The sequence below is a fragment of the Stenotrophomonas sp. JAG2 genome (genome assembly GCF_041080745.1).
Classification (GTDB): Bacteria; Pseudomonadota; Gammaproteobacteria; order Xanthomonadales; family Xanthomonadaceae; genus Stenotrophomonas; species Stenotrophomonas maltophilia_AA.
Genome location: NZ_JBEUMH010000004.1, coordinates 181,859 through 206,560 on the forward strand (window position 1 = coordinate 181,859; position 24,702 = coordinate 206,560).

The following is a 24,702-nucleotide window of genomic DNA, read 5'->3' on the forward strand; positions in this document are numbered from 1 at the left end:
TTACCGTGCCATGCGTCCGTGACAGAACGATGGCGGGGGGTGCGGCTCAGTAAGTACCGTCGAACGCGAAGATCGGTTTGCGCTGCTTCCACAGCCCGGCGGTGAAGTCCGGGAACTCCAGCGTCTGGAAGCTGTTGGCGATGGACTGCTCGGACAGCGGCGTGATCGCGCTCCAGGTGATCGCATCGTAGATGTCGATCGGCATCGGTGCCTTGGCCTTGAGGGCTTCCACGAAGGCATGGATGACGAACCAGTCCATGCCACCGTGGCCGGCGCTGGCGGCGGTATCGGCGTGCTGCTTCCACAGCGGGTGCTCGTACTGGTCCTGGTAGGCCTGGAACGGCTCCCACTTGTGCGGCGGGCTGCGGCCTTCGATGTGGATGGACTGGTTGACGTCCATCCACAGGCCCTTGGTGCCCTGCACGCGGAAGCCCATCGAGTACGGGCGCGGCAGCGAGGTGTCGTGCTGCAGCAGGATCGTCTCGCCGTTTTCGCAGGCCAGGGTGGTGGTCACGATGTCGCCGAGCTTGAAGGCCACCTTGGTACTCGGGTGGGTGGTACCGCCACTCTTGGCCACGGTGTAGTCGTGCAGGCCGCGTGCCTTGCTGGCAAACGCATTGATGTGGGTGAAGCGGTTGCCACGGTTGATGCCGGTGTACATCGCGCACGGGCCAATGCCGTGGCTGGGGTACAGCTCACCGTTGCGCTTCACCGAATGCTCGGTGCGCCAGCGCGCCTCGGACCAGCCCTTGGCGCCGAACTCCACGCCGCTGTCATAGGGCTGGCTGGGATCGCCGGAGTTGAACTTCACGCCCCGCAGGTCGTGCTGGTAGCCGCCCTGCAGATGCACCAGCTCGCCGAACAGGCCTTGCCGCACCATCTGCAGCGCCGCCATCACGTCGCGGCGATAGCAGACGTTTTCCAACAGCATGTAGGGGGTGCCGGTGGACAGCTGGGTCTTGAGGACATCCCAGTGGTCCTGCAGGGTGATGCCGGCGACGACTTCGCAACCCACCGCGACCTTGGCCTGCATGGCCGCGATCGCCATCGGCGCGTGGTATTCCCAGGGTGTGGCGATGATCACGCCGTCCAGCCCGCGCTGTTCGATCAGCCGCTTCCACGCATTGACGTCGCCGTCCTGACCGTAGGCCTTGGGCGCCGGCTTGCCGGCCTTGGCGACCATGTCCATGCCGCGCTTGAGCATGATCGGCTCGATGTCGCACAGTGCCACCACCTCCACGTCGTCGCGGCGGACCAGTTCCTTCAGCAATACCTGGCCGCGCATGCCGGTGCCGATCAGCCCCAGCCGCACCTTGCGTCCGCGCGCCCAGGCGGGCGTGTTGGGCAGCAGGCTGGTGGCGGCAACGGCCGCGCTGGCGGCGATGAATTCTCTGCGTTTCATGGACAGTACCTCGTGTGAAGATCGCGCCGGCCGGAACCGGCGCGAGGGGAGCATCAGAACTTGTAGCCGACGGTCAGACTGTAGCCGCGACCGAAGATGGTGGCGTAATCGCTGGAATCGCCGAGGAAGCTGTTCGGATCGTAGAACGGCAGGCGGTCGAACAGGTTCTTGATGGTGAAACCGACGTTCCAGTGCGCGTCCGGGCGCCAGGCCACGCTCAGGTTGGCCGTCCACCACGACGGTGCGCCGTCGCACTTGCTCTGCTCCACCGGCAGGTAGCCGGCGGTGCAGGTCTGCGGGTTGTTGTCTTCTTCATCGATCTGCTGCAGCGCCCACTTGGTGCCGCCGACGTAGTTGACGAAGACGCTGGTGGTGACCTGCTTGTAGCTCCAGTCCGCGTTCAACGTGGCGCGCAGGCGGGGGTTGTTGTAATACCCGACCAGGTCGCCGTAGTACCAGCCGCTTTCGTCGTCCAGGTAGGAACGGTTGCGGTTGGCGATGGTGGCGGCCACGCCGATGTTCAGGTTGCCCCACTCGCCCAGCGAGAAGCGGCTGCGGGCGTCGATGTCGAAACCGTCGATCAGGGTCTTGCCGCGGTTCTTGTACTGGCCCACCACGCTGGCCACGTTGCCCACGCTGTAGCCGGGCAGCGTGCCGGGACAGGCAACGCCGCTGGCCGGGTCGGCGCACATCGCCGCCAGGGCGGCCAGGTTGGCGCGGTCGCTTTCAGTGATCGGCGAACGCGTGGAGGAAATGATGTCCTCGTCGCGGGTGAAGTCCGGGGCGACGATCTCGTTGCTGCGGTAGATGAACCAGTAGTCGCCCGACACCGACAGCCACTGCGTGGGTTCGTAGACGAAGCCCAGCGTGGTGATCTTGGCCTTCTCCGGCTTCAGGTCCGGGTTGGGCTGGGTCATGCGCGCCACGGTGCGGCTGCAGTCGGTGTTGAGCAGGGTCTTGCCCAGGTCGACATCCCCGCCGCGCTGCGATCGCAACAGCAGGTTGGCGATGGCGTTGGTCTCGTTGCAGCGTACCTCGTCGCGGTAGCCGCCCAGCTGGGCGAACACGCCGCCGTTGCCGGATTCGGCCAGGCTGGGCGCGCGGAAGCCGGTGGAGTACGTGCCGCGCAGCATCAGCTGGTCGAACATCTGGTACTTCAGGCCGATCTTCGGCGCCAGGTTGGCGCTGAAGTCCGGGTATTTGTCCACGCGCAGCGCGGCGTCCAGTTCCAGCTTCTCGGTGAGCGGGGCCACCGTCTCGGCGAACAGCGCGTAGGTGTTGCGCTTGCCGTCGAACCACGAACCACCCTGCTGGGTGATCAGGCCATTGGCCGCATCCGGGTTGCCGGGCGTATAGAAGGTTTCGCGGCTGGCGTTGAAGCCGAAGGCCGCACGCACTTCGCCGGCCGGCATCTGGAACAGCGGGCCTTCGATCTTGCCGTCCAGGGTATGCAGGCGGGTCCAGGACTGGATGTCGAAGGTCGGGAACGCTTCGCGGATCAGCGCGGCGTTGGCTTCGCTGATCTCGCCGAACTTGTACGCCGGGTGATCGGAGATGATCACGCGGCCGGTGCCCGGATCGACCGAGTACGGGCCGAACGCCTTCTCGAAGCCGGCCAGGTTGACGTTGGTGGTCTGGTAGGTGACCGAGTGGCTGCCGGCGGTGGCGAACGCGGTTTCCCAGTTCCAGTCGCCGATGTCACCACGCAGGCCGGCCACCACGCGGTAGCTCTGGTCGGTGTTGCGCTGGCCGAAGTGGTTGGCGCCCACGTCCTGCAGCAGGTACTGCAGGCCGACCACACCGCCCATCAGTGCTTTCAGTTCGGGCGAGGCGTTGTTGTATTCGTTGTTCGGGCCCAGGTACGGATACAGGAACTGGTTGACCGTGGTGCCGGTGTTGCGCGAGAACCAGCTGGTCGGGTTGCCGGTGGTGGTGCCGTAGGCGCGCGGCGTGCCGCCGTTGGCGGTCAGGTCGATGTCGGTGTAGGTCGCCTCGGCGAAGGCTTCGGTGCTGTCGCCGATCAGGAAATGCGCGTTGACGTAGGCGGTGTTGCGCTCCGACTTGGCGCCGGCGTCGATCTCGTTGTTCATCCACGTCTCCCAGATGCAGCGCGGGCCGGCCGCTTCGCTGGTGAGCACGTTGTTGCAGCCCGGGGCGGCTTCCTGCACGCGGCGGCCGGTGACCGGATCGAACGCGAAGTAGCTGCCGGGGTTGAACTCACCCGGCTTGCTGCCGGTACCCAGGCGCAGGTTGGGCAGGTAGTTGGGGTTGTTGACGTAGTACTGGTCGGGCCGCTTGTCGTAGAAATCGCTCAGCGGGATCGCATCGCGCCGGTACAGATTGACCGAGGCGTACACGTTGTAGCGGTCTTCATCGAGGTCGCCGAAACCGGCGGTGATGCTCCCTTGGTGCTCACCGTACGAACTGATCCGCGAGGATTTGTCGGTGGTGAGATTGATCTCCGCACCCTGGTAGGAGCGCTTGGTGATCACGTTGATCACGCCGGCCACGGCGTCGGTGCCGTACACCGCCGAGGCACCGTCGGTCAGCACTTCCATGCGCTCGATCGCCGCGGCGGGGATCGCATCGATGTTGACGAACTGGGTCTGGAAGCCGGCCGGCGCGCCGTAGTAGGACAGGCGGCGGCCATTCAAGAGCACCAGCGTGCCCTGCGCGCCGAGACCGCGCAGGTTGGCCTGCGAGGCGCCGTCCGAGCCGGTGAACAGCGAGCGCGCATCCTGCTGGCCCGGGCGTGCCGCCGGCAGGTTGTCGAGCACCTGCAACAGCGTGCGCGCGCCCATGTTCTCGATGTCCTGCTTGCTGATCACCTGCACCGGCGAGGCGGTTTCCACATCGCTGCGGCGGATGTTGGAGCCGGTCACTTCGATGCGCGACAGCTCGGTGGCTTTGGTATCGGGTGCTGCGTCCTGGGCGCTGGCACTGCCGACCACCGCAACGGCCAGGCCGAGTGCGATGGACAAGGGGGTGGCGGTGATGCGGCGATGGCGATGGCGTTCGGTCAACATCTTGGGCTCCTTGTTCGATCCGCAGCGTGGGGCTGGCGGTGGATGGGTGTGTTCGGGCAAACGTCCCCCGTGCCGCGGCCAAAGGGCCGCAGACGGGAAACGGGAGAGAGCGGTGTTCCGGAAGGCGGTTCGGTTACGGCGACACGATGCTGGCGGTATCGCCCTCCTGTCCGATCAGGGCGGCGTTCGCCCAGTTGCCACAGACCTGCGCGGGGTGATCGCCCTGCGCTCCGAGCGTGCGCAGGCTCAGCCGCTGCAGGCCGCGCACGTCCAGCTCCGGTTTGACCACGCCGGGTGCCTTGACCAGGCCGCTGTCATACAGCAGCCGACCATCGCCCCAGACCTGGAACTGCATGCCGCCGGCGGTGCGGCACTGATCATCGATCCCCAGGTCGGCGCGCAGCAGGCGCCAGCCGCCGCCCAGCTGCAGATCGATCCGGCTGCTGGCGTTGACGCCCAGGCCGCGGCGGAAATGCAGCCCGTTCATGCGCATTTCCGCCTGCCCACCGAAGGCATGGTCGGCAGCGACACTGGCCTTCAACGGAGCCGGCAGCGGCAACGCGGACAGGTACAGCTGCTGCGCCGGGCCCTCCGGCTGCGGGTGCTCCAGCACGTGGAACGTGGACAGCACGATCGGACCGACATCGCGCGGCTGCAGCGCATCGACCGCCCGCGCCACGCTGCCCTGCGCCGCGGTCACCATCGGATCGGCACCGCTGGCGCCATCGCCTTCCGGGTTCTGCGTGCTCAGCACGCGGAAGCGCAGCAGGCGGCCGGCATGGGCGGGGAAGTCGATCTGCTGCATGCCCTGCTGCAGGGTCAGGCGGCCACGCTTGACCGGTTCACCCCACTCGCCATTGCTGTCGGCCATGTAGATCTCGTAGTCGCGGATCTGGCCGTTCTTCCAGTGCTGGTCGTTGCGCGGCGCCAGTTCGATACCGTCGATCAGCTTGCGTTCGCCGAAGCCGAGCACCCACTCGTGCGCGCCGGTCTTGACCGCCTGGTTGCGCACGGTGCGGAACCACGTGGCCGGATCCTCGTCGAAGGCCTTCTCCATTTCGTAGCCCTGTTCCTCGGCCGGGCGGCTGACCACCAGCAGGCTGTCGGAGGGCAGCGCGCGGCCCAGTTCCGGGGCGGCCGGGAAGGCATCGTCGGCCGGCGCCGCGGCGATCGGCAGATCCAGCTGCAGCGCGAGTGCCTGGCGGATGTCGGTCGGTGCGGTGCGCACGTGCAGGGTGCCGCGGCGCTCGGCCGCATCGAAGTACCAGCCCTCGCCCGCACCCTGCCACGCGGCCTGGTCGGCCAGCATCGGCAGCGCGCGACCCTCCAGCGTCACCGTGGCCGGGCGCTGGCGGCTGAGCACGCGCAGCGCATAGCGGCGCTGCGGCAGCTGGCCGGCGTACTGGCCCTGCGCCGGATCGATGCGCACCTGCACCGGGCCCGTGCCCTGCGCCGGGGCCTGCACCGTGATCGCCTGCGTGCTGGACTCGCCCTTCTCATAACGGCGGGTGGCGCCATCGTCTTCGTACAGCGTGTACTGCGAGGTGCCCTGCGGATACAGATCGAAGGTCACTTCATCGAGCGGCTTCTCACCGTCGTAGAGCATCGCCGGGTACATCGGGATGATCGCCCCGGCACGCACGAACACCGGGATCGTGGCCAGGTCGACCGGACGATCCAGCGCGCGGCCCTCGGCACCGGCCTGCAGCTGGCGGCCGTCCCAGTAATCGATCCAGCGGCCCTGCGGCAGGTGGATGTCGCGGCGCCAGCCACGGCTCGCGGCCTGGCTGCGGTACACCGGCGCGATCAGCAGCTCGCGGCCGAGCAGGAACTGGTACTTGTGTGCTTCGGTATAGGCCTGCGGATCCTGCGGGTAGTCCCACATCAGCGCGCGCAGCAGCGGGGCACCGGTGGTCGCCGCGTCATGCGCCAGCCCGTACATGTACGGGGTCATGCGCATTTTCAGCTTGAGGTAGTCGCGGTTGACACTTCGGTAGGGCTCGTCGAACCACCACGGGTGCTTGCGCGCATTGCCGGACCAGCCGGACATGCCCATCAGCACGGGCGTGAAGCTCTTCCACTGCAGATCGCGGGTGAAGGTCTCGGCGCTGCCACCGAAGATCGCATCGACGTCACCACTGGCATAGGCCATGCCGGACAGGCCGGAGCCGATCAGGGTCGGGATGTGCCAGCGGATGTAGTCCCAGCTGCTGCTCTGGTCGCCGGTCCAGGCCACCGCGTAGCGCTGGATGCCGCCCCAGCCCATCACCGTCCACAGGAACGGGCGCGAGTCGGAGTTGTGCAGGATGCCGTTGAACGCGGACTGGTTCGCGTCCATCGCGAACTGGTAGCCCTTGCCGGTCCAGGCCACGTCCAGCTTCTGCACGCGGCTGCCGGCGGTGCCCACTTCCCAGGCAATCTTGTCGACGCCGTTCTCGGTCCACAGGCCGGTCTTGAAGCCGTACTTCGCCAGGCCCTGCACGGTCTCGGGCAGCTTCTTGTAGCCGCAGCCGTAGCCGTCGTTGGGCAGGATCCAGCCCCCGGGCATGTCGTGGTCGCGGTACTGCCTGGCCACGCTGTCCACCACGTCCGGCGTGGTGCCGGTCGGGCCGTCGCTCCAGCCGTCGGGCACGCTGCCGGGCTTCTTGATGTTGTCGCCATCGTTGTAGCAGTCGGCGTCGCCATAGGAGAACGCCCAGCGCGGCAGCAGGCCGGCGCGGCCGGTCAGCGTGGTGTAGCGGTCCAGCAGGGTGTGCAGGCTCGGCCCGACGAAATAGTACGCATCGAAGCGGTCTTCGCGATGCAGCAGCGTGGCCTGGTCGGCTTGGCGCAGATCGTAGGTGCCATCGCTCCAGGTGTTGCGCAGCATGCCCCAGCCGCGCGAGCTCAGCAGCATCGGCGCGGGGTTGGGCCGATCGCCCTCTTCCCAGCCACCGGAGTACGACACCTCCAGCTCGCGGCCCTTGAATTCGAAGCGGCCATTCTGCTGGCCACCGCCGTAGAAGTGTTCACCGGCCTCGCTGGAGAGCACCTGCACGCTCTGGTCCTTGTCCAGGTCCAGCGGCTGCAGTTCGCGCCATAGGGCGACATCACGGTCGCCCTCGCGGCGATCCAGCGACAGGCGCAGCGGCTGGCGCTGGATATGCAGGACCAGCGCATCGGTGCGGATGCGCACCTCGTCGGCGTCTTCTTCCAGTTGGAAGGCGACCTTCGTCGCCGGCTGCGGCAGGACGATGGGTGCGGCCTTGTCGCCGGCAGCGGTCAGCGTGCCGTTGCGGCCGGCCTGCACGCGCAGTACGTCCTCGCGCAGCAGCTCCACGCGCAGGGTGGCGCCGGTATCGCTGCTGAGCGTCCAGCTGGCGGTGCCGTCTTTGCCCGGGGTCGCGCTGATCGCACGCAGGTTGCCCACCGTCGCGGCGCTGGCAGTGCCGGCCAGGGCCACTGCAGCGAGCAGTGCGATCGTCAGACCAGTGCGTCGTAACCGGAAGTCCACCTTGCCCCCAAGCCCGCGGTCAGCGGGAAACTGAAACCAGTGCGGCCGACTCTAGGGCAGGGTCTCGAAAGATGTCAACAAATTGCAAAGAAAAAGGAAGGATATTTTCGTACAAACGAAAGATGCGGCACAGCAACACTTTCCAAACGCCACCTGAATGCGCATTTTGATGTCGCCTGAAACCTTGCTGCGACGCGGCATTCAACAGGGCGGATGAGGATGGTCCATCAGGCAATCGGTAAAAAGTGTGATCGAACTACCTTTTCTTTATCTTTCGATATTTGACATTTCGAAAGAAAACGCAGAAGGTGCGTTCGCCCAACAGGAATTGCGAATGGACGCTTCTCTGCTCCCTGATTTGCCCGCGTGGCAGCGCCTCGGTGGCGCCTATACCGCCGAAGAAATCGCCCAGCAGCCCCGGCTGTGGACGGCGTTGGCCGACCTTCTGGACGACGCGCAGGCGCGCATCGATGCCTTCCTCGGTGACGCCCTGCGCGATCCCGGCCAGCTTGTGATCTTCACCGGCGCCGGCAGCTCGGGCTTCATCGCCGAGATGGTGGCCGACCAGATCAATGCGCAGTGGCCCGCCGAGGTCCGCGCCGTGCATACCACCAGCCTGCTGACCCATCCGGCGCTGTACCTGCGCCGCGATCGACCGACCCTGCTGGTGTCGTTCGGGCGCAGCGGCTCCAGCCCGGAGAGCGTGGCAGCGGTGGACCTGGTCCGCGATCAGGTCGACCACGCGCGCTTCATGGACATCACCTGCAACGCCGCGGGTGAACTGGCCACGCGTGGCCACGGCCGCAGCGATACCTTGTCGCTGCTGATGCCGCCGGCCAGCTGCGACCGCGCCTTCGCCATGACCAGCAGCCTGAGCTGCATGCTGCTGGCCGCGCTGAGCACATTCGACAGCGCTCCGTGGGCGCAGCGCCTGGAACGCCTGCATGCGCTGGGCACCCACGGCGCGCGTGCGCTGGACGCCTGGGATGCCGCGGTGGCTGCCCTTGCCCAGGCGCCGTACGCGCGCGTCATCTATCTCGGCAGCGGTCCGCTGGAAGCCGTTGCGCGCGAGGCCGCGCTGAAGGTGCTCGAACTCACCGCCGGCCGCGTGCTGGCGCTGGCCAACACCCCGCTGGGGTTCCGCCATGGGCCGAAGTCCACCCTCAACGGCGAGACCCTGGTGGTGATGCTGCGCAGCGCACAGCCGCTGGCCCGCCGCTACGAACAGGACTTGTTGAACGAACTGCGCCGCGACGGCATCGCCGGCCGGGTGCTGTCGATCGGGCCCGACGATGCGGACCGCGCCGACGGCGATTTCGTGCTCGATGCGCCCGCGCTGCCCGATCCGTGGCTGGCCCCGCTGTGGCTGCTGGTGCCGCAGTGCTATGCGCTGCAGCGTTCGGCCGCGCTTGGCATGACCCCGGACAATCCCTTCCCCGACGGCACGGTCAACCGTGTGGTGCAGGGCGTGATCATCCATCCCCACGGCTGAGCACGCATGCAGACCTGGTACGGCATCGACATCGGCGGCACCAAGATCGAACTGGTCGCATGCGACGCGGCGCTGGTGGTGCATCACCGCCAGCGCGTGGCGACACCCACCCGCGACTACGCCGCGTTCCTGCAGGCCATCGTCGATCTGGTCGATGCCGCCGACCGCGCGCTCGGCGAGCGCGGCGTGGCCGTCGGCATCGGCCTGCCCGGCGTGCGTGATCGTGCCAGTGGCCGCCAGCTCAGCGCCAACGTGCCCAGCCTGACCGGCCAGACGGTCGGTGCGGACCTGCAGGCACGCCTGCAGCGCCCGCTGGAACTGGGCAATGACCTGCAGTGTTTCGCCTTGTCCGAAGCGCACGACGGCGCTGCCGCCGGCTACCCCAGCATGTTCGGGGTGATCCTCGGCACCGGCGCGGGCGGTGGCTTCTGCGTGGGCGGCCGGCTGATCGCCGGGCACAACGGCATCGCCGGCGAATGGGGGCACTGGAGCCTCCCCGCCACCCTGCAGCAGCGCCACGATCTGCCGGTGCTGGACTGCGGCTGCGGCCTGCGGGGCTGCCTGGAGCGCTACGTCTCCGGCAGCGGGCTGGCGATGATCCACGAGCGCCGCGGTGGCGCGGCCCTGGATGCCGCTGCGGTGGTCGCCCGTGCGCAGGCCGGCGATGCGATCGCGCAGCAGGCCCTGGCGATCCACCGCGACCTGCTCGGCTACAGCTTCGCCAGCCTGATCCTCGCGCTGGACCCGCACGTGATCGTGCTCGGCGGCGGGCTGTCCAAGCTGGAGCAGCTCTACCGCGACCTGCCGGCCGCGATCGCGCCCTACCTGTTCACCGGCGTACGCGTTCCCCCGATCCTGCCGCCCACCTTCGGCGATGCCGGCGGTGCGCGTGGCGCCGCCCTGCTCGCACGCCAGCATTTTTCCTCCCCCTGAACACCGTTGTTACTGGAGTTGCCATGTCCGCCGTCCAATCGTTGATCGCCGCCCACCGCCAGGGCCAACCCGTCGGGCTGTACAGCGTCTGCTGCAGCAACGCGCAGGTGTTGCTGGCGGCGATGCAGGTCGCGCAGCGCTACGACACCCTGCTGCTGATCGAGGCGACCTCCAACCAGGTCGATCAGTTCGGCGGTTACACCGGCATGACCCCGCCGCAGTACCGCGACTACGTACTGCAGCTGGCGCGCGATGCCGGCTTCCCGGCCGAGCGGCTGGTGCTCGGTGGCGACCATCTCGGCCCCAACGCCTGGCAGAAAGGCCCGGCAGACGCTGCCATGGCAAACGCGCGCGACTTGATCGCCGCCTATGTCGCCGCCGGTTTCCACAAGATCCACCTGGACTGCAGCATGTCCTGCGCCGATGACCCGACCCCGCTGCCGGACGCCATCGTCGCCGCGCGCTCGGCCGAACTGGCGCGGATCGCCGAACGTACCGCCGCCGAACACGGCCTACCGCCGCCGGTCTACGTGATCGGCACCGAAGTGCCGATCCCCGGGGGTGAGGCTTCGCTGGCCGGTGGCCTGCAGGTCACCACGCCGGCCGCGGCCGCGACCACGCTGGACATCCACCGCGAAGCGTTCTCCGCCCCGGACCTGCTGCCGGCGTGGGAGCGCGTGATCGCGATGGTCGTGCAGCCCGGCGTGGATTTCGACCACAGCAGCGTGCACTACTACGACCCTGCCGCCGCCGCCGACCTCTCGGCCTTCGTCGAACGGCAGCCGCGCATCGTGTTCGAAGCACACTCCACCGACTACCAGACCGAGGCCGGCCTGCAGGCGCTGGTCCGCGATCACTTCGCGATCCTCAAGGTCGGGCCGGCGGCCACCTATGCCTTCCGCGAAGCCGTGTTCGCGCTGGCCATGATCGAGCGCGAACTGCTCCCCGCCGCGCAGCGCTCGAACCTGATCGAGGTGCTGGACCGCTGCATGGTCGACACGCCGGGCAGCTGGCGCAGCTACTACCAGGGCGACGAACACGCGCTGCGCCTGCTGCGCGCCTATTCGCTCAGTGACCGCAGCCGCTACTACTGGGGCGAGCCGGCGGTGCAGGCCGCGCTGGACACGCTGGTCGCCAACCTCACCGCGCAGGTGCCACCGCAGATGCTGCTCAGCCAGTTCATGCCCGAACAGCTCAAGGCGATCGAAGCCGGTGAACTGCAGCCCGCACCGCTGGCGCTGATCCAGCACAAGGTCGCGCTGCGCCTGGCCGAATACGCCCGGGCCTGCAATCGCAACCTCTCGGGCACGCATAACGAAACCCGGCAGGCCAAGGAGCTTTCGGAACGGTAAGCTTCGGCCTTCCCTTTCGAACGGAATCGCCCCCATGCGGAATACCCGGCAGCGTCGCCAGCAGATCCTCCAGACCCTGGTCGAGCACGGCAACGTGCAGGTCAGCGAGCTGGTGACGCGTTTTTCGGTCTCGGCGGTCACGATCCGTGCCGACCTGACCCACATCGAATCGCAGGGACTGGCCACCCGTACCCACGGCGGCGCCACGCTGGTACGCACGCCGCCGCAGGAGCAGGACATCCACGAGAAGGATGCGCTGAACCTGCCGATGAAGGACCGGATCGGCATCGAGGCGGCCAAGCTGGTCAAGGCCGGCGACAACATCATCATCGACTCGGGCTCGACCACGATGACGCTGGCGCGGCACCTGCGCGGGCATCGCGATGTGACGGTGATGACCAATGGCCTGAACATCGCCTGGGAGCTGGCCAATGCGTCCGGCGTGGAACTGCTGCTCACTGGCGGCCTGCTGCGCAAGCAGTCGCTGTCGCTGCACGGCAGCCAGGCCGAGGCCAGCCTCAACACCTACAGCTTCGACACCCTGTTCCTGGGCGTCGATGGCCTGGATCTGCAGTTCGGCCTCACCACCCACCACGAGGCCGAAGCCAGCCTCAACCACCGCATGGTCGAGCGTGCACGCCGCATCGTGGTGCTCACCGACGCCTCCAAGTTCGGCCGGGTCAGCCTGCACCGCATCGCGCGGCTGGACCAGGTCCACACCATCATCACCGACGCCAGCATCGAGGCCGAGTACCTGGAAGGGCTGCAGCGGCTGGGCGTCGAAGTGATCATCGCCGAGTCCCCGCCTTGACCGAGTCCCACTCCCTGCACGGCCGCCTGCTCACCGACACCGGTTGGGTCCGCGGCGACATCCACTTCGACCAGCGCATCACCGCCATCGATATCGCGCACGCCGATCCGCGCGGCGACGATGAGGTCCCGCTGATCCTGCCCGGCTTCATCGACCTGCATGTGCATGGCGGCGCCGGCATGGACATCATGCAGGGCGGCACGACCGCGCAGACCGTGGCGCGCGCGCATGCCCGGCACGGCACCACCGCGCTGCTGGGCACCACCATGACCGCGCAGGAGGACGACATCACCCGCGCACTTGAAGGCCTGTCCGCTGCGATCGCCACGCGCGAAGCCGGCATGGCGCGCGTGCTCGGCGTACACCTGGAAGGCCCCTTCATCAGTGCCGAGCGTCTGGGCGCACAGCCCCCGCTGGTGGTCGAGGCCACCCTGGCCGACGTGCAGCGCCTGCATGCGATCGCACCGATCAAGGTGCTGACCCTCGCCCCGGAGATCGGCCAGCACCTGGCGCTGATTCCCGCGCTGAGCGCACTCGGCATCCGCGTGCAGCTCGGCCACAGCGCCGGCAGCTACGAGGATGGCGTTGCCGCACTGAACGCAGGCGCGGCCGGCTTCACCCATCTGTTCAACGGCATGACCGGCGTGGACCACTACCACCCGGGCATCGCGACCGCCGCGCTCGCGCATGCCGAGTACGCCGAGCTCATCCCCGATCTGCAGCACGTGCATCCCGGCGCGATCCGCACCGCCCTGCGCGCGATCCCGCGCCTGTACTGCGTCACCGATGCGACCGCCGCTACCGGCATGCCCGATGGCGAGTACGCGCTGGGCGTGCAGCGCGTGCACAAATGCCTGGGCTGCGTGCGGCTGTCGAGCGGCTCGCTGGCCGGCAGTGCGCTGACCATGGACCAGGCGCTGCGCAACCTGGTCTCGCTCGGCGTGGACATCGCCGATGCCTCCAACCGGCTGTCGCGCTACCCGGCCGACTACCTCGGCATCGACGACCGCGGCCGTCTCGCGACCGGTGCCTGGGCGGACCTGGTGGTGCTCGACCACGACCTGCGCGTGCGCGGCGTGGTGGTGGAAGGCGACGACATCGCGCTCGACTGAGCGTTGACTCCCGCGCCGCCACGGCGCACGCAGTTGCAGACAGGACCGGCATGATGAACGACGTTTCCGCAGCCCTTCCCGTGCACGCCGGCGCCTCCGCGCCGCGCTGGCCGGTACGCTATCTGTTGTTCATCGGCGGCATGGGTGGGCTGCTCTACGGCATCGACATCGGCATCATCGCCGGCGCCCTGCCCTACCTGGAGGCCACCGCGACCGCGAGCTGGCACCTGACCAGCCAGCAGCTGGGCTTCGTGGTCGCCGCCGTGCTGCTCGGCAGCGTGTTGTCCTCGCTGTTCGCCGGCATGGTCGCCGACCTGATCGGGCGTCGCGGCGCGATGCTGCTGGCCGGCGTGCTGTTCACTGCCAGCATCCCGGTGATGGCGCTGTCCGATGGCTATGGCGCGCTGTTGATGGGGCGGCTGCTGCAGGGCATCAGCGGCGGCCTGATCGGCGTGGTGGTGCCGCTGTACCTCGCCGAAGTCCTCAGCCCGGAACGGCGCGGTCGCGGCGCGGCGATGTTCCAGTTGCTGCTCACCATCGGGCTGGTACTGGCCGCCGTGATCGGGCTGTACCACGCCCATGCGGTGGATGCGGCGACCGCCGCGGTGCGCCATCTGCCCGGTGCCGAGCAGCAGCGGCTGCTGTTCGACGTCAAGGACCATGCCTGGCGCACGATCTTCTGGAGCTGCCTGCTGCCCGGCCTGGTGTTCACCGGGGGCGTGCTGCTGATCAGTGAATCACCGCGCTGGCTGGTGCGCCGTGGCCGCATCGACAAGGCGCGCAGCGCGCTGCAGCGCACGGTCGCCGCGGCCGACGTCGAGCCGACCCTGCAGCGCATGCAGGCACCGGAAGAACGCCAGCTCGGCCGCAACGGCAAACGCGATCCGCTGCTCAGCAGCCGCTACGTGTGGCCCTTCGTGCTGGCCTGCCTGGTGCTGGCGTTCACCCAGGCCACCGGCATCAACTCGGTGCTGGCCTACGCGGTCAACATCCTCAACCAGGCCGGCCTGCCCGGCTCGGTGGCCAATGGTGCGGATGTGGCGATCAAGCTGCTCAACGCGGTGATGACCGTGGTGGCGCTGGTGCTGGTGGACCGCAAGGGCCGCAAGTTCCTGCTGATGCTGGGCAGTGGCGGCATCACGCTGTCGCTGCTGGCGGCGGCCCTGCTGTTCGTGCAGAGCGAACGCGGGCGGCTGGATGTGCAGGCCACGCTGCAGCAGCAGGTGAGCGGCACCACCCTGTCGCTTCCGCTGGATGCCGCGCAATGGCAGCGGCTGGACGGCACTGCCGGCACCGCGCCGCAACAGCTGACCGTGTCCTATGCCTATAGCGGCTTCAGCAATGTGCGCTCGCTGCGCAGCGACAACCCGATCGATGCCACCCTGCAGATCCGCCGCGAGGACGCGGTCTCGGCCGACAGCGTGATCGGCCGCTTCTTCCGTACCCTGCACCTCAACCCGTTCCCGGATCCCGCGCAGGCCGCCAACGCACCGCTGGTGATCGAACGCGCGGTGATCGGCCCGGTGCCCTCGCCCACGCACGGCTGGCTGGTCGCCGGCTGCATCCTGTTGTTCGTCGCGTTCTTCGCGGTCGGCCCCGGGGTGTGCGTGTGGCTGGCGCTGTCCGAGCTGATGCCGACCCGCATCCGCTCCAACGGCATGAGCATCGCCCTGCTGATCAACCAGTTCGTCTCCACGGTGATCGCCGCGATCTTCCTGCCCACGGTCGGTCACTACGGCTACGCCAGCATGTTCTTCTTCTGGGCCGGCTGCACGCTGCTGTACTTCCTGATCGCCGCGTTCTGGCTGCCGGAGACCAAGGGCAAGTCGCTGGAGCAGATCGAGGCGAACTTCCGCTGAGCGGCAGCTGCCCTGCCCGACGGGCTCAGGGCGCCTTGCCGGTGATCTCGGTGAACAGCCGGTGCGCTTCGTCGCTGCCATCCAGTCCGGTCACCTGCATGGACTGCGCGAAGGGACCGGCGATGACGGCGACATTGAGGACCTGGTCGCCGATGGTGAACGCCACCCGCTTGCCCACGCGTGCTTCGGTCGCGGCAAGAATGCGCGGTGCGGCTGCGTCGGTGAAGCGCAGGACAAGGGTGTCCTGTCCGTTGTGTCCATCGGTGCCGACGGCAACCGAGGCGATGTCGCCGGTGGTGATGAACGCCGGTTCGAGCAGCGGCAGGGCGTTGCCATCGCGGTCCGTGAGCGTTGTGCTGTTGGAGCCACCTGCCTCCGCGGCGACCTCACGCATCTGGATGCGTGCCTGCGCCAGCGGTGAGACGCCCGCCGGCGCGTCTGCCGCCGCCGGAGGCGGGGATGTCTGCGTGCAGGCGCCCAGGCCGGCACCCAGTGCCAGGATCACGATCAACAGATGGCTGCGCATGCGCGTCTCTCCAAGGGTGGGGCCCCGAGTATCGCTGTTGCCCGCGCTCAGCGCAGGCGGCGGATGCGCCAGCCGACCACGATCTGCAGCACGCCGTAGAGCAGGCTGCCGATGCCGATCCACAGCGTGGTGACGGCGATGCCGGCAATCGGATTGGCCACCATCATCGCGCCGAGCACGATCGCCAGCACGCCACTGAGGATCAGCAACCACTCACCCTGGATTTCCCTGCGCACCCGGATCGCGAACACGATGCGGTAGAGGCCGGCCACGATCAGCCAGGCCGCGAGCAGCAGGATCAGCACGCTGGCGGTCGCCAGCGGATTGAGCACGGCCAGTACACCGAACACCAGCGAGGCCAGCGCGTAGACCAGCAGCCAGCCGCGCGGCACGCCGCTGCGGCCGAACAGCGCGAACAGGCTGATCAGGCCCTCCACCAGCGCCATCACCCCGATCGCCCAGGCCAGTGCGGTCGCGGCCGACAACGGCCGGGCGATCGCAATCAGCCCGAATACCACGGCAACCACGCCGTACAGCATCAGCACCCACCAGCTGCGGCCGATGGCAGTAAGAAGGGGAGACGTGCGCGAGTCCGGCGGCAGGTTCATGGGACATCCTTGAGGGGTGATGACGGCCCGATGGTACGGCTTCGTTGTGCACGGCGCGGCAACGGCGCTCACGGCACGCGCGCACAGACCCAGACCTGCATCGGCCCGGCACCGGCGTACTGCAGCGCGCGCAGCGCGGCATCGGTGGTCGCCCCGGTGGTCATCACATCGTCGACCACGGTCAGCCCGGCGGGCGGATGCCCCCGCACCGCGAACGCATCGCGCAGGTTGCAGCGGCGGGCATCGGCATCCAGATTCGACTGCGCGGCCGTTTCGCGGGTCCGTTGCAGACCCTGCCAGAGCGGGCAGCACAGCCCGCGCGCCAGCGGCCGGGCCAATTCCAGCGCCTGGTTGTAGCCGCGCTGGCGCAGCCGCCGGCGATGCAGCGGCATCGGCTGCAGCGGCCCGGCCAGGAACGGCGGCACGCGCTGCAGCATCAGCTGCGACAGCAATCGGCCGGCGGCCAGGTCCTGGTGGAACTTGAACCGGATCAGCAGGCGGTCGATCGGCGCCGCATACAGAAACGCCGCGCTGGCGGCGGCCTGGCGGGGATGCTCGTCGATGCAACGCCCGCAGTGGTCGTCTGTTTCATCAGCGCGGTCGGCCGCCGCCAAGGGCAGCGCGCAGCGGCGGCAGGCATGGTCGTTCCAGGGCAACGCCCGATGGCAGGCGCGGCACAGGTCCATTCCATCCTCGCCGGGGCACTCGCAGACCAGGCAGCGCAGCGGCAGGATCTGCCAGCGCAGCCACCCCAAGGCTCCGTAAACTTTTGAAATGATCATGTGGTTGACAGATGGCGACCTCCTCACCAGACTGCCGCCCTTTCGTTCCCCTATCTGTCAGGACATCCCCATGGCTTCTGTCATCCGACACGACTGGCACCGCGAGGAGCTGCTGGCGCTGTTCGAACTGCCGTTCCCGGCGCTGTTGCACCGCGCGGCCAGCGTGCACCGCGAACAGTTTGATCCGGCGGAAGTGCAGATCTCGACCCTGCTCTCGGTCAAGACCGGCGGCTGTCCGGAGGACTGCGCCTACTGCCCGCAGGCACAGCGCTACAGCACCGGCGTGGACGCGCAGAAGCTGATGGCCACCGACGATGTGGTCGCCAAGGCGCGCCAGGCCAAGGCCGCCGGCGCCTCGCGGTTCTGCATGGGCGCGGCCTGGCGCTCGCCGAAAGACCGCGACATCCCCAAGGTGGCGGCGATGATCCGCGAGGTGAAGGCGCTCGGCCTGGAGACCTGCGCCACGCTGGGCATGCTCAGCAGCGCGCAGGCCACCGCCCTGCGCGAGGCCGGGCTGGACTACTACAACCACAACCTGGACACCGCACCGGACTACTACGACTCGATCATCCACACGCGCCAGTACCAGGACCGCCTGGACACGCTGGCGCACGTGCGCGATGCCGGGCTGAAGACCTGCTGCGGGGGCATCGTCGGCATGGGGGAGACGCGCGAACACCGCGCCGGCCTGCTGCTGGCGCTGGCCACCCTGCCCGCCCACCCGGACTCGGTGCCGATCAACCGCCTGGTGCAGGTCGCCGGCACCCCCCTGCACGGCACCGCCGCGCTGGACCCGTTCGAGTTCGTGCGGATGATCGCGGTGGCCCGCATCGTGATGCCGCGTTCGATGGTGCGGCTTTCGGCCGGGCGCGAGGCGATGAGCGACGAGCTGCAGGCGCTGTGCTTCCTGGCCGGGGCCAACTCCATCTTCCATGGCGAAAAGCTGCTGACCACCGGCAACCCGGACACCGAGCGCGACCTGGCCCTGTTCGAACGGCTGGGGCTGCGCCCGATGGCGATCACCGTAGAGGCGCCGGGACACGATCACCCGGCCACGGTCCACGCCGACATCACCGCTGGCGGCGGCTGTGGGCGGGCGGCCTGAGCCCCGAGCAGCGGGCCCGGCAACCGGGTACGCTAACGGCCCACCCGGACCCCCTGACGACCATGGCCCGTCCTGACCTGCACGACCGCATCCAGGCCCAGCGCAAGCTCCGCGACGCGCAGGGGCGTCTGCGTGTCCGCCGCGTGGTGAGCCGGCGCGATGGCGTGCAGCTGGAAGTGGATGGCCAATGGCTGACCAACTTCTGCAGCAATGACTATCTGGGTCTGTCGCAGCAGTTCGGGGTGGTCAGCGCACTGCAGGATGCCGCCGCGCGCGAAGGCGCCGGCGCGACCGCCTCGCACCTGATCTGTGGCCACCATGCGCTGCATGAAGCGCTCGAACAGGAAATGGCCGACTGGCTCGGCTATCCGCGCGCACTGCTGTTCGGCAGCGGCTTTGCCGCCAACCTGGCCGTGCAGCAGGCGCTGCTCGGCGAAGAAGACGATGTCTGCGTGCAGGACCGGCTCAACCACGCCAGCCTGCTCGATGCCTCGCGCCTGGCCGGTTGCCGGCTGCGGCGCTATCCGCACCTGGATACCGAAGGCGCGCTGCGCCAGCTCAAGCACGCGCCCAACGGCGCGGCGATGCTGGCTACCGACGGCGTCTTCAGCATGGATGGCGACATCGCCCCGCTGCGCTCGCTGTCGCTGGTGGCGCGCATGCAGGAAGCGCTGCTGTACGTCGATGACGCGCACGGTATCGGCGTGGTCGGCGAACACGGCCGTGGCTGCGTGGCCGATGCAGGCCTGGGCGTCGACGATGTGCCGCTGCAGCTGGCCACGCTCGGCAAGGCACTCGGCGGCAGTGGTGCGGTCGTGCTCGGCGACGAGGCGATGATCCAGCACCTGGCCGAAACCGCGCGGCCCTACATCTACACCACCGCCGTACCGCCGGCCCAGGCCGCCGCGGCACTGGCCGCCGTGAAGCTGGCGCGCCGCGACGACTGGCGCCGCGAGAAGCTCACCGAGTTGATCGGCCTCTTCCGCGCCGGTGCCCGCCAGCACGGCCTGGAACTGATGCCGTCCGATACCCCGATCCAACCGCTGCTGTGCGGCGCCGAGTCGACGGTGATGGCGATGTCGGCCACGCTGGAGGCGGCGGGTTTCCTGGTCAGCGCGATCCGTCCGCCGACCGTGCCCGAGGGCAAGGCGCGCCTGCGCGTGACGCTGTCCGCATTGCATGCGCCGGCGCAGGTGCGCGCGCTGGTCGATGCGATCGCGCACGCCCGCGATACCGTGGGGCAGCAGCACGCGTTGAATGCCCTGACCGCGTGACGCCACAGAGTTGAGCATGCATATCGATGTCATCGGCCAGGGCCCGGCACTGGTCCTGATCCACGGCTGGGCCCTGCATGGCGGCGTGTTCGCGCCGCTGGTGGAGCGGCTGTCGACGCACCTCCAGCTGCACCTGGTCGATCTGCCCGGCCATGGTGCCAGCCGCGACGACACCACCCCGCTGCGCCTGCCGCATGTGGTCAACGCCATCGCCGCTGCGACGCCGCCGGCGGTCTGGTGTGGCTGGTCGCTCGGCGGCCTGTTCGCCCTGCATGCCGCCGCGACGCTGCCGCAGGTGCGCGCCCTGGCGATGATCGCCGCCACCCCGCGATTCGTTCGCGGCGACGATTGGCCGCATGCGGTCGAGCCGGCGGTGTTCGGCCAGTTCGGCCAGGACCTCGCGCAGGACTATCGCGGCACGCTGGAGCGCTTCCTCGCGCTGGACGCGATGGGGTCCGAACACGCCCGCCAGGAACTGCGCACGCTGCGCGAGATGCTGGTCGCGCGCGGAGAGCCGGCCCCCCGTGCATTGCAGGAAGGCCTACGACTGTTGGAGAACACCGATCTCCGCGGCGCCCTGGCCCCGCTGGGCAAACCCAGCCTGTGGCTGGCCGGCCAGCGCGACCGGCTGGTCTCGGCGCGGGCCATGCAGGCGGCCGGCGCGCTGGCGCCCGCCGCGCAGGTCCATGTGGTCGCCCACGGCGGGCATGCCCCGTTCCTCGGCCATGCCGACGAGGTCGCCGCGCAGCTGCAACACTTTGTTGCCGCCCAGTCTTGACCTCTCCCGGCCACGCATCGCCGATCATGTACGCCTGCCTCATGCCACAGGACTGACCCATGGATCTTGGAATCGCCGGCCGCTGGGCCCTGGTCTGCGCCGCCAGCAAAGGCCTCGGGCTTGGCTGTGCGCGTGCGCTGGCACGCGAAGGCGTCAACCTGGTGATCGCCGCGCGCGGTGAAGCGGCGCTGGATCGCGCCGTGCTCGAGCTGCAGGCCCTGCCGGGCGCCCGCAGGGTGATCGGCGTGGTCGCCGACATCACCACGCCGGAGGGCCGCGCCGCGGCGCTGGCCGCCTGCCCGCAGGTCGACATCCTGGTCAACAACGCGGGGGGACCACCGGCGGGCGATTTCCGCCAGTTCACCCGCGACGACTGGATCGCCGCGCTGGATGCCAACATGCTGGCTCCGATCGAGCTGATCCGCGCCACCGTGGACGGCATGATCGAGCGCGGCTTCGGCCGCGTGGTCAACATCACCTCGTCCTCGGTGAAGGCGCCGATCGACATCCTCGGGCTCTCCAACGGCGCACGCTCCGGGCTGACCGGCTTCGTGGCCGGGCTGGCACGCAGGACCGTTGCCCACAATGTCACCCTCAACAATCTGCTGCCGGGCCAGTTCGATACCGATCGCCTGCGCGGCAACTTCGCCTACCTGGCGCAGCAGCAGGGTATCGATGCCGGTCAGCTCGCCGAACGCAAGCGCACCCACATTCCCGCCGGCCGCTTCGGCACCGCCGATGAGTTCGGCGCCGCCTGCGCGTTCCTGTGCAGTGCGCAGGCCGGCTACATCACCGGGCAGAACCTGCTGATCGATGGCGGCGCCTACCCGGGCACCTTCTGAGTCCACCCGCACCACCGTTTTGAGCCGTGAGTACCCCATGACGTCCAGCTTCGATCCCCATCACGTCCGCCGCGCCTTCTCGCGCGCCGCCAGCAGTTACGACGCCGCCGCGGCGCTGCAGCGCGAGGTGGAAAAGCGCCTGCTCGAATCGCTGGACTACCTGGAAAGCCGCCAGCCGCAGGTGGTGCTCGATGTCGGCAGCGGCACCGGCCACGCCAGCGCCGTGATGAAGAAGCGCTGGCCGAAGGCGCAGGTGATCGCGCTCGACCTGGCCCAGCCGATGCTGCGCGAGGCGAAGAAGCAGGCCGGCTGGTGGAAGCCGTTCTCGCGCGTATGCGGCGATGCGCAGGCGTTGCCGGTGCTGGACCAGAGCGTGGATGTGATCTTCAGCAACCTGTGCCTGCAGTGGGTGGAGGATCTGCCGGCGGTGTTCGCCGGGTTCCGCCGCGCGCTCAAGCCCGGTGGCCTGCTGCTGGTCTCCACGTTCGGGCCGGAAACCCTGATCGAACTGCGCGATGCGTTCGCCGCCACCGACGACGTGCCGCATGTCAGCCGCTTCGCCCCGATCGCGCAGTTCGGCGATGCGCTGATGATGTCCGGCTTCCGCGATCCGGTGCTGGACCGCGACCTGTTCACCCTGACCTACGACGACCTGACCGCGCTGATGCGCGAGCTGCAGGCGATCGGCGCCACCAACGCACGCCAGGACCGCCGCCACACCCTGACCGGGCGCGGGCGCTTCGATGCCGCGCGGGCGGCGTACGAGCCGCTGCGCCGCGAGGATGGCAAGCTGCCCAGCAGCTGGGAAGTGATCTACGCCCATGCCTGGGCACCGGAGGGCGGCGCGCCGATCCGCGAGCGCGGCCACGATGTCGCCACCGTGCCGGTCTCGGCGATTCCGATCCGTCGGCGGACGACGTGATGCGCCGGCGTCTGGCCGGCGTTACGGCGTAGGGCCGGGGCGAAGCGCTGCGCTAGGACGCCGGAAACAGGTCGCGGTGGAAGAAGTAGATTTCCTGCGCCAGGAACCGCCAGCTGGTGTGGAAGCTGCGGAAGCGCGTGCTCGGCGTGGACGAGGCCAGCGCATCGATGCCCAGTTCCCGGCACAGGCGCAGCGCGCGCGCCATGTGCAGCGGATCGCTGACGATGATCACGCGGTGCAGCTTGCGCTGGTCCATCAGGCGCCGTGCCTCGATCAGGTTCTGCCGGGTGGTGCGTGAGGCGGTCTCGATCAGGATCGCGTCATCCGGTACACCCTGCTTGAGCGCGTAGCGACGTGCCACCTGCGATTCGGAAAAGCGCGCGCCGGTGCCGCCGTAGCCACCGGTGAAGATCAGCAGCGGCGCATAGCCCTGCTGGTACAGATCCAGGCCGTGCCGGATGCGCTCTTCGAACACCGGTGAGGGCTTGGCGTCATACGCCGCCGCACCGAGCACGATGATCGCGTCGGCCTTCTGTGCCTGGTCGCGCTCGCCGATCCAGACAATCCACGCCGTGACCCCGAGCAGCCACACGGCCAGCACGATGCACAGCCGCCACAGCCAGCCGAAGAACCCCACCCCGGTGCGCCGGCTCATGCCGCGCTCCATGGCAGGGCGTCCAGGTCGACGTTGCCGCCCGACAGCACCACACCGACGCGTTTGCCGGCAAAGCGGGCCGGTTCGGCGAGGATCGCCGCCAGCGCGATCGCCGAGGACGGCTCGACCACCTGCTTGAGCACCTGCCAGATCAGCCGCATCGCGGCGATGGTGGCGTCATCGGCAACGGTGATCACCTGCGCCGCGCCGTGCAGCAGCGCGAAGTTCGGCGTGCCCAGCGTGCCACGCAGGCCATCGCAGACGGTATCGGGGGTGAAATCGATGCGGCGCTCGCCGGCCGCCAGCGAGCGCGCCGTATCGGCGGCCCCCAGCGGTTCGGCCAGAACCAGCCCGGTCGCCGGGGCGACCGCCTGCAGCGCCAGCCGCGTGCCCGAGGCCAGGCCACCGCCGCCCACCGGCACCACCATCATGTCCACGCCTTCGCTGGCGTGCAGCAGCTCCAGCGCGGCCGTGCCCTGGCCGGCGATCACCTGGGCATCGGTGTAGGGATGCACCAGGGTCGCCCCGGTTTCGGCCTGGACCTGCGCGCACATCGCTTCGCGCGCGGCGATCGAGGCATCGCAGCGCCACAGCGTCGCCCCGTGGCGACCGATGTTGGCCAGCTTGGCCGCCACGGCGCCCTCGGGCACGATCACATGGCAGGCGATGCCGCGGGTACGCGCGGCCAGCGCCAGGGCGGCGCCATGGTTGCCGGAGGAGTGGGTGACCACCCCGCGCCGGGCCTGCTCATCGCCCAGCGCCCAGACGGCATTGCACGCGCCGCGGAACTTGAAGGCTCCGCTGCGCTGCAGGTGTTCGGCCTTGAAGAAGATCGTGGCGCCGGTCATCGCATCCAGCGTGCGCGAGCGCAGCACCGGGGTCACGCAGGCGTGCGCGGCAATGCGCGCCGCCGCCGCCAGCACGTCGTCAACACAGGGCAAGGGTGAATCGCTCATGACGCAAGATTAACGTATGCCCCACGGCCACATGCGCCCTGATGAACGTGTCAGCATGGCAACCATTCATTCGGATCGGGCCGAGTTAAGGGCCGATTCAATGCCGTGGGCCGAAGCTGGCCCTACAGCCCTTTGGGGGGACCCATCATGAAAATGCGCCTTGTTCTTGCCGGTGGCCTGTTGTTGGCCCTGTCCGGCTGCGCGACGTACGACTATGTCGGCGGTGGCGGTGGCGGCAGTGGCTACTACCACGGCGCACCGTCGGTCGAGTACCGCTACCCGGCCGGCTATCCCTACGGCTACGGCAGCGGCTACTACGGCGGTGGCGGATATTACGGTTATGGCGGCGGCTATGGCGGTGGTTACGGCTACCCGGTGTATCGCCCCTATCCGAACTACCGTCCGCCGCACAATCATCGCCCGCCGCCGCGTCCCGGCAACGGCAATGGGGGTCATCCGACCCGTCCGCCGGATCGTCCGCGTCCGACCAACGGCGGCTCGCCGTGGCGGAACATGGATTCGGTGGGTGGCCCGCGCCGACCGCAGCAACAGCAGCAGCGACCCTCGCGTCCGCCGCAGGCACGCCCGGCCCAGGCCCCGCGGCCGGCTGCGCCGAGGATGAACGGCTCCCCGTGGCGGAATCTCAACAATGCGAACCAACGCACAGTTGAGCCCTGAGATGGCTTGATTTTCACGCGCCCGGCGGTTCACTCTAGCCGGGCGGTGACTGCCACGGTCACATAGTGTCAAAAGCGACAAGTGGCGTCACATTCG

At 68.8% G+C, this 24,702-nt stretch carries 20 protein-coding genes; 12 read left to right on the forward strand and 8 right to left on the reverse strand.

The window, feature by feature from the left end:
- Window positions 1-46: 46 nt before the first annotated feature.
- From AB9O74_RS06715 to AB9O74_RS06725, 3 genes are all read right to left on the reverse strand, one after another.
- A complete protein-coding gene (locus tag AB9O74_RS06715; protein WP_369348825.1) occupies window positions 47-1,402 on the reverse strand; it encodes a Gfo/Idh/MocA family protein in 1,356 nt (451 codons plus the stop codon).
- Between the two features lie 53 nt (window positions 1,403-1,455).
- A complete protein-coding gene (locus AB9O74_RS06720) occupies window positions 1,456-4,428 on the reverse strand; it encodes a TonB-dependent receptor plug domain-containing protein (protein ID WP_369348826.1) in 2,973 nt (990 codons plus the stop codon).
- A 133-nt stretch (window positions 4,429-4,561) separates the two neighbouring features.
- Complete coding sequence (locus AB9O74_RS06725) at window positions 4,562-7,921, reverse strand: TIM-barrel domain-containing protein (RefSeq protein ID WP_369348827.1); 3,360 nt, start codon at window positions 7,919-7,921, stop codon at window positions 4,562-4,564.
- Between the two features lie 334 nt (window positions 7,922-8,255).
- Here AB9O74_RS06725 and AB9O74_RS06730 point away from each other — a divergent pair, with 334 nt between their 5' ends.
- From AB9O74_RS06730 to AB9O74_RS06755, 6 genes are read left to right on the forward strand one after another with little or no spacing between them, the layout of a single operon-like run.
- Window positions 8,256-9,413, forward strand: coding sequence for an SIS domain-containing protein (locus AB9O74_RS06730; RefSeq protein ID WP_369348828.1), 1,158 nt, complete (start codon window positions 8,256-8,258; stop codon window positions 9,411-9,413).
- Between the two features lie 6 nt (window positions 9,414-9,419).
- Entirely contained in the window at window positions 9,420-10,346 is a 927-nt protein-coding gene (locus AB9O74_RS06735; RefSeq protein WP_176987902.1) for an ROK family protein, read from the forward strand.
- A gap of 23 nt (window positions 10,347-10,369) precedes the next feature.
- Window positions 10,370-11,698 (forward strand): D-tagatose-bisphosphate aldolase, class II, non-catalytic subunit, encoded by a 1,329-nt coding sequence (locus tag AB9O74_RS06740; RefSeq protein WP_369348829.1) that lies wholly within the window; start codon window positions 10,370-10,372, stop codon window positions 11,696-11,698.
- Between the two features lie 34 nt (window positions 11,699-11,732).
- Window positions 11,733-12,509 carry a DeoR family transcriptional regulator gene (locus AB9O74_RS06745; protein WP_369348830.1) on the forward strand — a complete coding sequence of 259 codons (777 nt, stop codon included), beginning with the start codon at window positions 11,733-11,735 and terminating at the stop codon, window positions 12,507-12,509.
- Window positions 12,506-13,621, forward strand: coding sequence for an N-acetylglucosamine-6-phosphate deacetylase (nagA, locus tag AB9O74_RS06750; RefSeq protein ID WP_369348831.1), 1,116 nt, complete (start codon window positions 12,506-12,508; stop codon window positions 13,619-13,621). The genes AB9O74_RS06745 and nagA overlap by 4 nt, the downstream gene beginning before the upstream one ends.
- Before the next feature lie 53 nt (window positions 13,622-13,674).
- On the forward strand, window positions 13,675-15,480 hold the full coding sequence (locus AB9O74_RS06755; protein ID WP_369348832.1) for an MFS transporter: 1,806 nt from the start codon (window positions 13,675-13,677) through the stop codon (window positions 15,478-15,480).
- Between the two features lie 25 nt (window positions 15,481-15,505).
- On the opposite strand, the gene AB9O74_RS06760 is transcribed toward AB9O74_RS06755, so the two are convergent.
- From AB9O74_RS06760 to AB9O74_RS06770, 3 genes are all read right to left on the reverse strand, one after another.
- Window positions 15,506-16,006, reverse strand: a complete 501-nt coding sequence (locus tag AB9O74_RS06760) for a hypothetical protein (RefSeq protein WP_369348833.1) — start codon at window positions 16,004-16,006, stop codon at window positions 15,506-15,508.
- A gap of 47 nt (window positions 16,007-16,053) precedes the next feature.
- Window positions 16,054-16,614 (reverse strand): HdeD family acid-resistance protein, encoded by a 561-nt coding sequence (locus AB9O74_RS06765; RefSeq protein ID WP_369348834.1) that lies wholly within the window; start codon window positions 16,612-16,614, stop codon window positions 16,054-16,056.
- 68 nt (window positions 16,615-16,682) lie between these two features.
- Entirely contained in the window at window positions 16,683-17,396 is a 714-nt protein-coding gene (locus AB9O74_RS06770) for a ComF family protein (protein WP_369348835.1), read from the reverse strand.
- Between the two features lie 70 nt (window positions 17,397-17,466).
- Between AB9O74_RS06770 and bioB the strand changes: the two genes are divergently transcribed.
- The 5 genes from bioB (at window position 17,467) to bioC (ending at window position 22,317) form a co-directional block, all read left to right on the forward strand.
- Window positions 17,467-18,501 carry a biotin synthase BioB gene (bioB, locus tag AB9O74_RS06775; RefSeq protein WP_369348836.1) on the forward strand — a complete coding sequence of 345 codons (1,035 nt, stop codon included), beginning with the start codon at window positions 17,467-17,469 and terminating at the stop codon, window positions 18,499-18,501.
- Between the two features lie 62 nt (window positions 18,502-18,563).
- Complete coding sequence (gene bioF, locus AB9O74_RS06780; RefSeq protein WP_176987894.1) at window positions 18,564-19,775, forward strand: 8-amino-7-oxononanoate synthase; 1,212 nt, start codon at window positions 18,564-18,566, stop codon at window positions 19,773-19,775.
- 16 nt (window positions 19,776-19,791) lie between these two features.
- Window positions 19,792-20,553 (forward strand): pimeloyl-ACP methyl ester esterase BioH, encoded by a 762-nt coding sequence (bioH, locus tag AB9O74_RS06785; RefSeq protein WP_369348837.1) that lies wholly within the window; start codon window positions 19,792-19,794, stop codon window positions 20,551-20,553.
- 59 nt (window positions 20,554-20,612) lie between these two features.
- Window positions 20,613-21,395: an SDR family oxidoreductase gene (locus tag AB9O74_RS06790; RefSeq protein ID WP_369348838.1), complete on the forward strand. Its 783-nt coding sequence runs from the start codon at window positions 20,613-20,615 to the stop codon at window positions 21,393-21,395.
- Between the two features lie 37 nt (window positions 21,396-21,432).
- A complete protein-coding gene (gene bioC / locus AB9O74_RS06795; protein ID WP_369348839.1) occupies window positions 21,433-22,317 on the forward strand; it encodes a malonyl-ACP O-methyltransferase BioC in 885 nt (294 codons plus the stop codon).
- Window positions 22,318-22,369: 52 nt separating this feature from the next.
- Here the strand turns inward: bioC and AB9O74_RS06800 are convergent, their stop codons facing one another.
- Together AB9O74_RS06800 and AB9O74_RS06805 are read right to left on the reverse strand one after the other, a co-directional pair.
- Window positions 22,370-22,984 (reverse strand): ElyC/SanA/YdcF family protein, encoded by a 615-nt coding sequence (locus AB9O74_RS06800; RefSeq protein ID WP_176987890.1) that lies wholly within the window; start codon window positions 22,982-22,984, stop codon window positions 22,370-22,372.
- Complete coding sequence (locus AB9O74_RS06805) at window positions 22,969-23,928, reverse strand: pyridoxal-phosphate dependent enzyme (protein ID WP_369348840.1); 960 nt, start codon at window positions 23,926-23,928, stop codon at window positions 22,969-22,971. Before AB9O74_RS06805 ends, AB9O74_RS06800 begins: the two co-directional genes overlap by 16 nt.
- 147 nt (window positions 23,929-24,075) lie before the next feature.
- On the opposite strand from AB9O74_RS06805, the gene AB9O74_RS06810 reads away from it, so the two are divergent.
- On the forward strand, window positions 24,076-24,606 hold the full coding sequence (locus AB9O74_RS06810) for a hypothetical protein (RefSeq protein WP_346479047.1): 531 nt from the start codon (window positions 24,076-24,078) through the stop codon (window positions 24,604-24,606).
- The last annotated feature ends 96 nt before the right edge of the window (window positions 24,607-24,702 follow it).

Coding starts and splice junctions, on each gene's coding strand:
- AB9O74_RS06745 (WP_369348830.1), top strand. CDS start 11,733: ATGCGGAATACCCGGCAGCGTCGCCAGCAGATCCTCCAGACCCTGGTC.
- AB9O74_RS06790 (WP_369348838.1), top strand. CDS start 20,613: ATGGATCTTGGAATCGCCGGCCGCTGGGCCCTGGTCTGCGCCGCCAGC.
- AB9O74_RS06810 (WP_346479047.1), top strand. CDS start 24,076: ATGAAAATGCGCCTTGTTCTTGCCGGTGGCCTGTTGTTGGCCCTGTCC.
- bioH (WP_369348837.1), top strand. CDS start 19,792: ATGCATATCGATGTCATCGGCCAGGGCCCGGCACTGGTCCTGATCCAC.
- AB9O74_RS06740 (WP_369348829.1), top strand. CDS start 10,370: ATGTCCGCCGTCCAATCGTTGATCGCCGCCCACCGCCAGGGCCAACCC.
- AB9O74_RS06800 (WP_176987890.1), bottom strand. CDS start 22,984: ATGGAGCGCGGCATGAGCCGGCGCACCGGGGTGGGGTTCTTCGGCTGG.
- AB9O74_RS06720 (WP_369348826.1), bottom strand. CDS start 4,428: ATGTTGACCGAACGCCATCGCCATCGCCGCATCACCGCCACCCCCTTG.
- AB9O74_RS06760 (WP_369348833.1), bottom strand. CDS start 16,006: ATGCGCAGCCATCTGTTGATCGTGATCCTGGCACTGGGTGCCGGCCTG.
- AB9O74_RS06765 (WP_369348834.1), bottom strand. CDS start 16,614: ATGAACCTGCCGCCGGACTCGCGCACGTCTCCCCTTCTTACTGCCATC.
- AB9O74_RS06770 (WP_369348835.1), bottom strand. CDS start 17,396: ATGATCATTTCAAAAGTTTACGGAGCCTTGGGGTGGCTGCGCTGGCAG.
- bioC (WP_369348839.1), top strand. CDS start 21,433: ATGACGTCCAGCTTCGATCCCCATCACGTCCGCCGCGCCTTCTCGCGC.
- bioB (WP_369348836.1), top strand. CDS start 17,467: ATGGCTTCTGTCATCCGACACGACTGGCACCGCGAGGAGCTGCTGGCG.
- AB9O74_RS06730 (WP_369348828.1), top strand. CDS start 8,256: ATGGACGCTTCTCTGCTCCCTGATTTGCCCGCGTGGCAGCGCCTCGGT.
- AB9O74_RS06755 (WP_369348832.1), top strand. CDS start 13,675: ATGAACGACGTTTCCGCAGCCCTTCCCGTGCACGCCGGCGCCTCCGCG.
- AB9O74_RS06805 (WP_369348840.1), bottom strand. CDS start 23,928: ATGAGCGATTCACCCTTGCCCTGTGTTGACGACGTGCTGGCGGCGGCG.
- AB9O74_RS06715 (WP_369348825.1), bottom strand. CDS start 1,402: ATGAAACGCAGAGAATTCATCGCCGCCAGCGCGGCCGTTGCCGCCACC.
- bioF (WP_176987894.1), top strand. CDS start 18,564: ATGGCCCGTCCTGACCTGCACGACCGCATCCAGGCCCAGCGCAAGCTC.
- AB9O74_RS06735 (WP_176987902.1), top strand. CDS start 9,420: ATGCAGACCTGGTACGGCATCGACATCGGCGGCACCAAGATCGAACTG.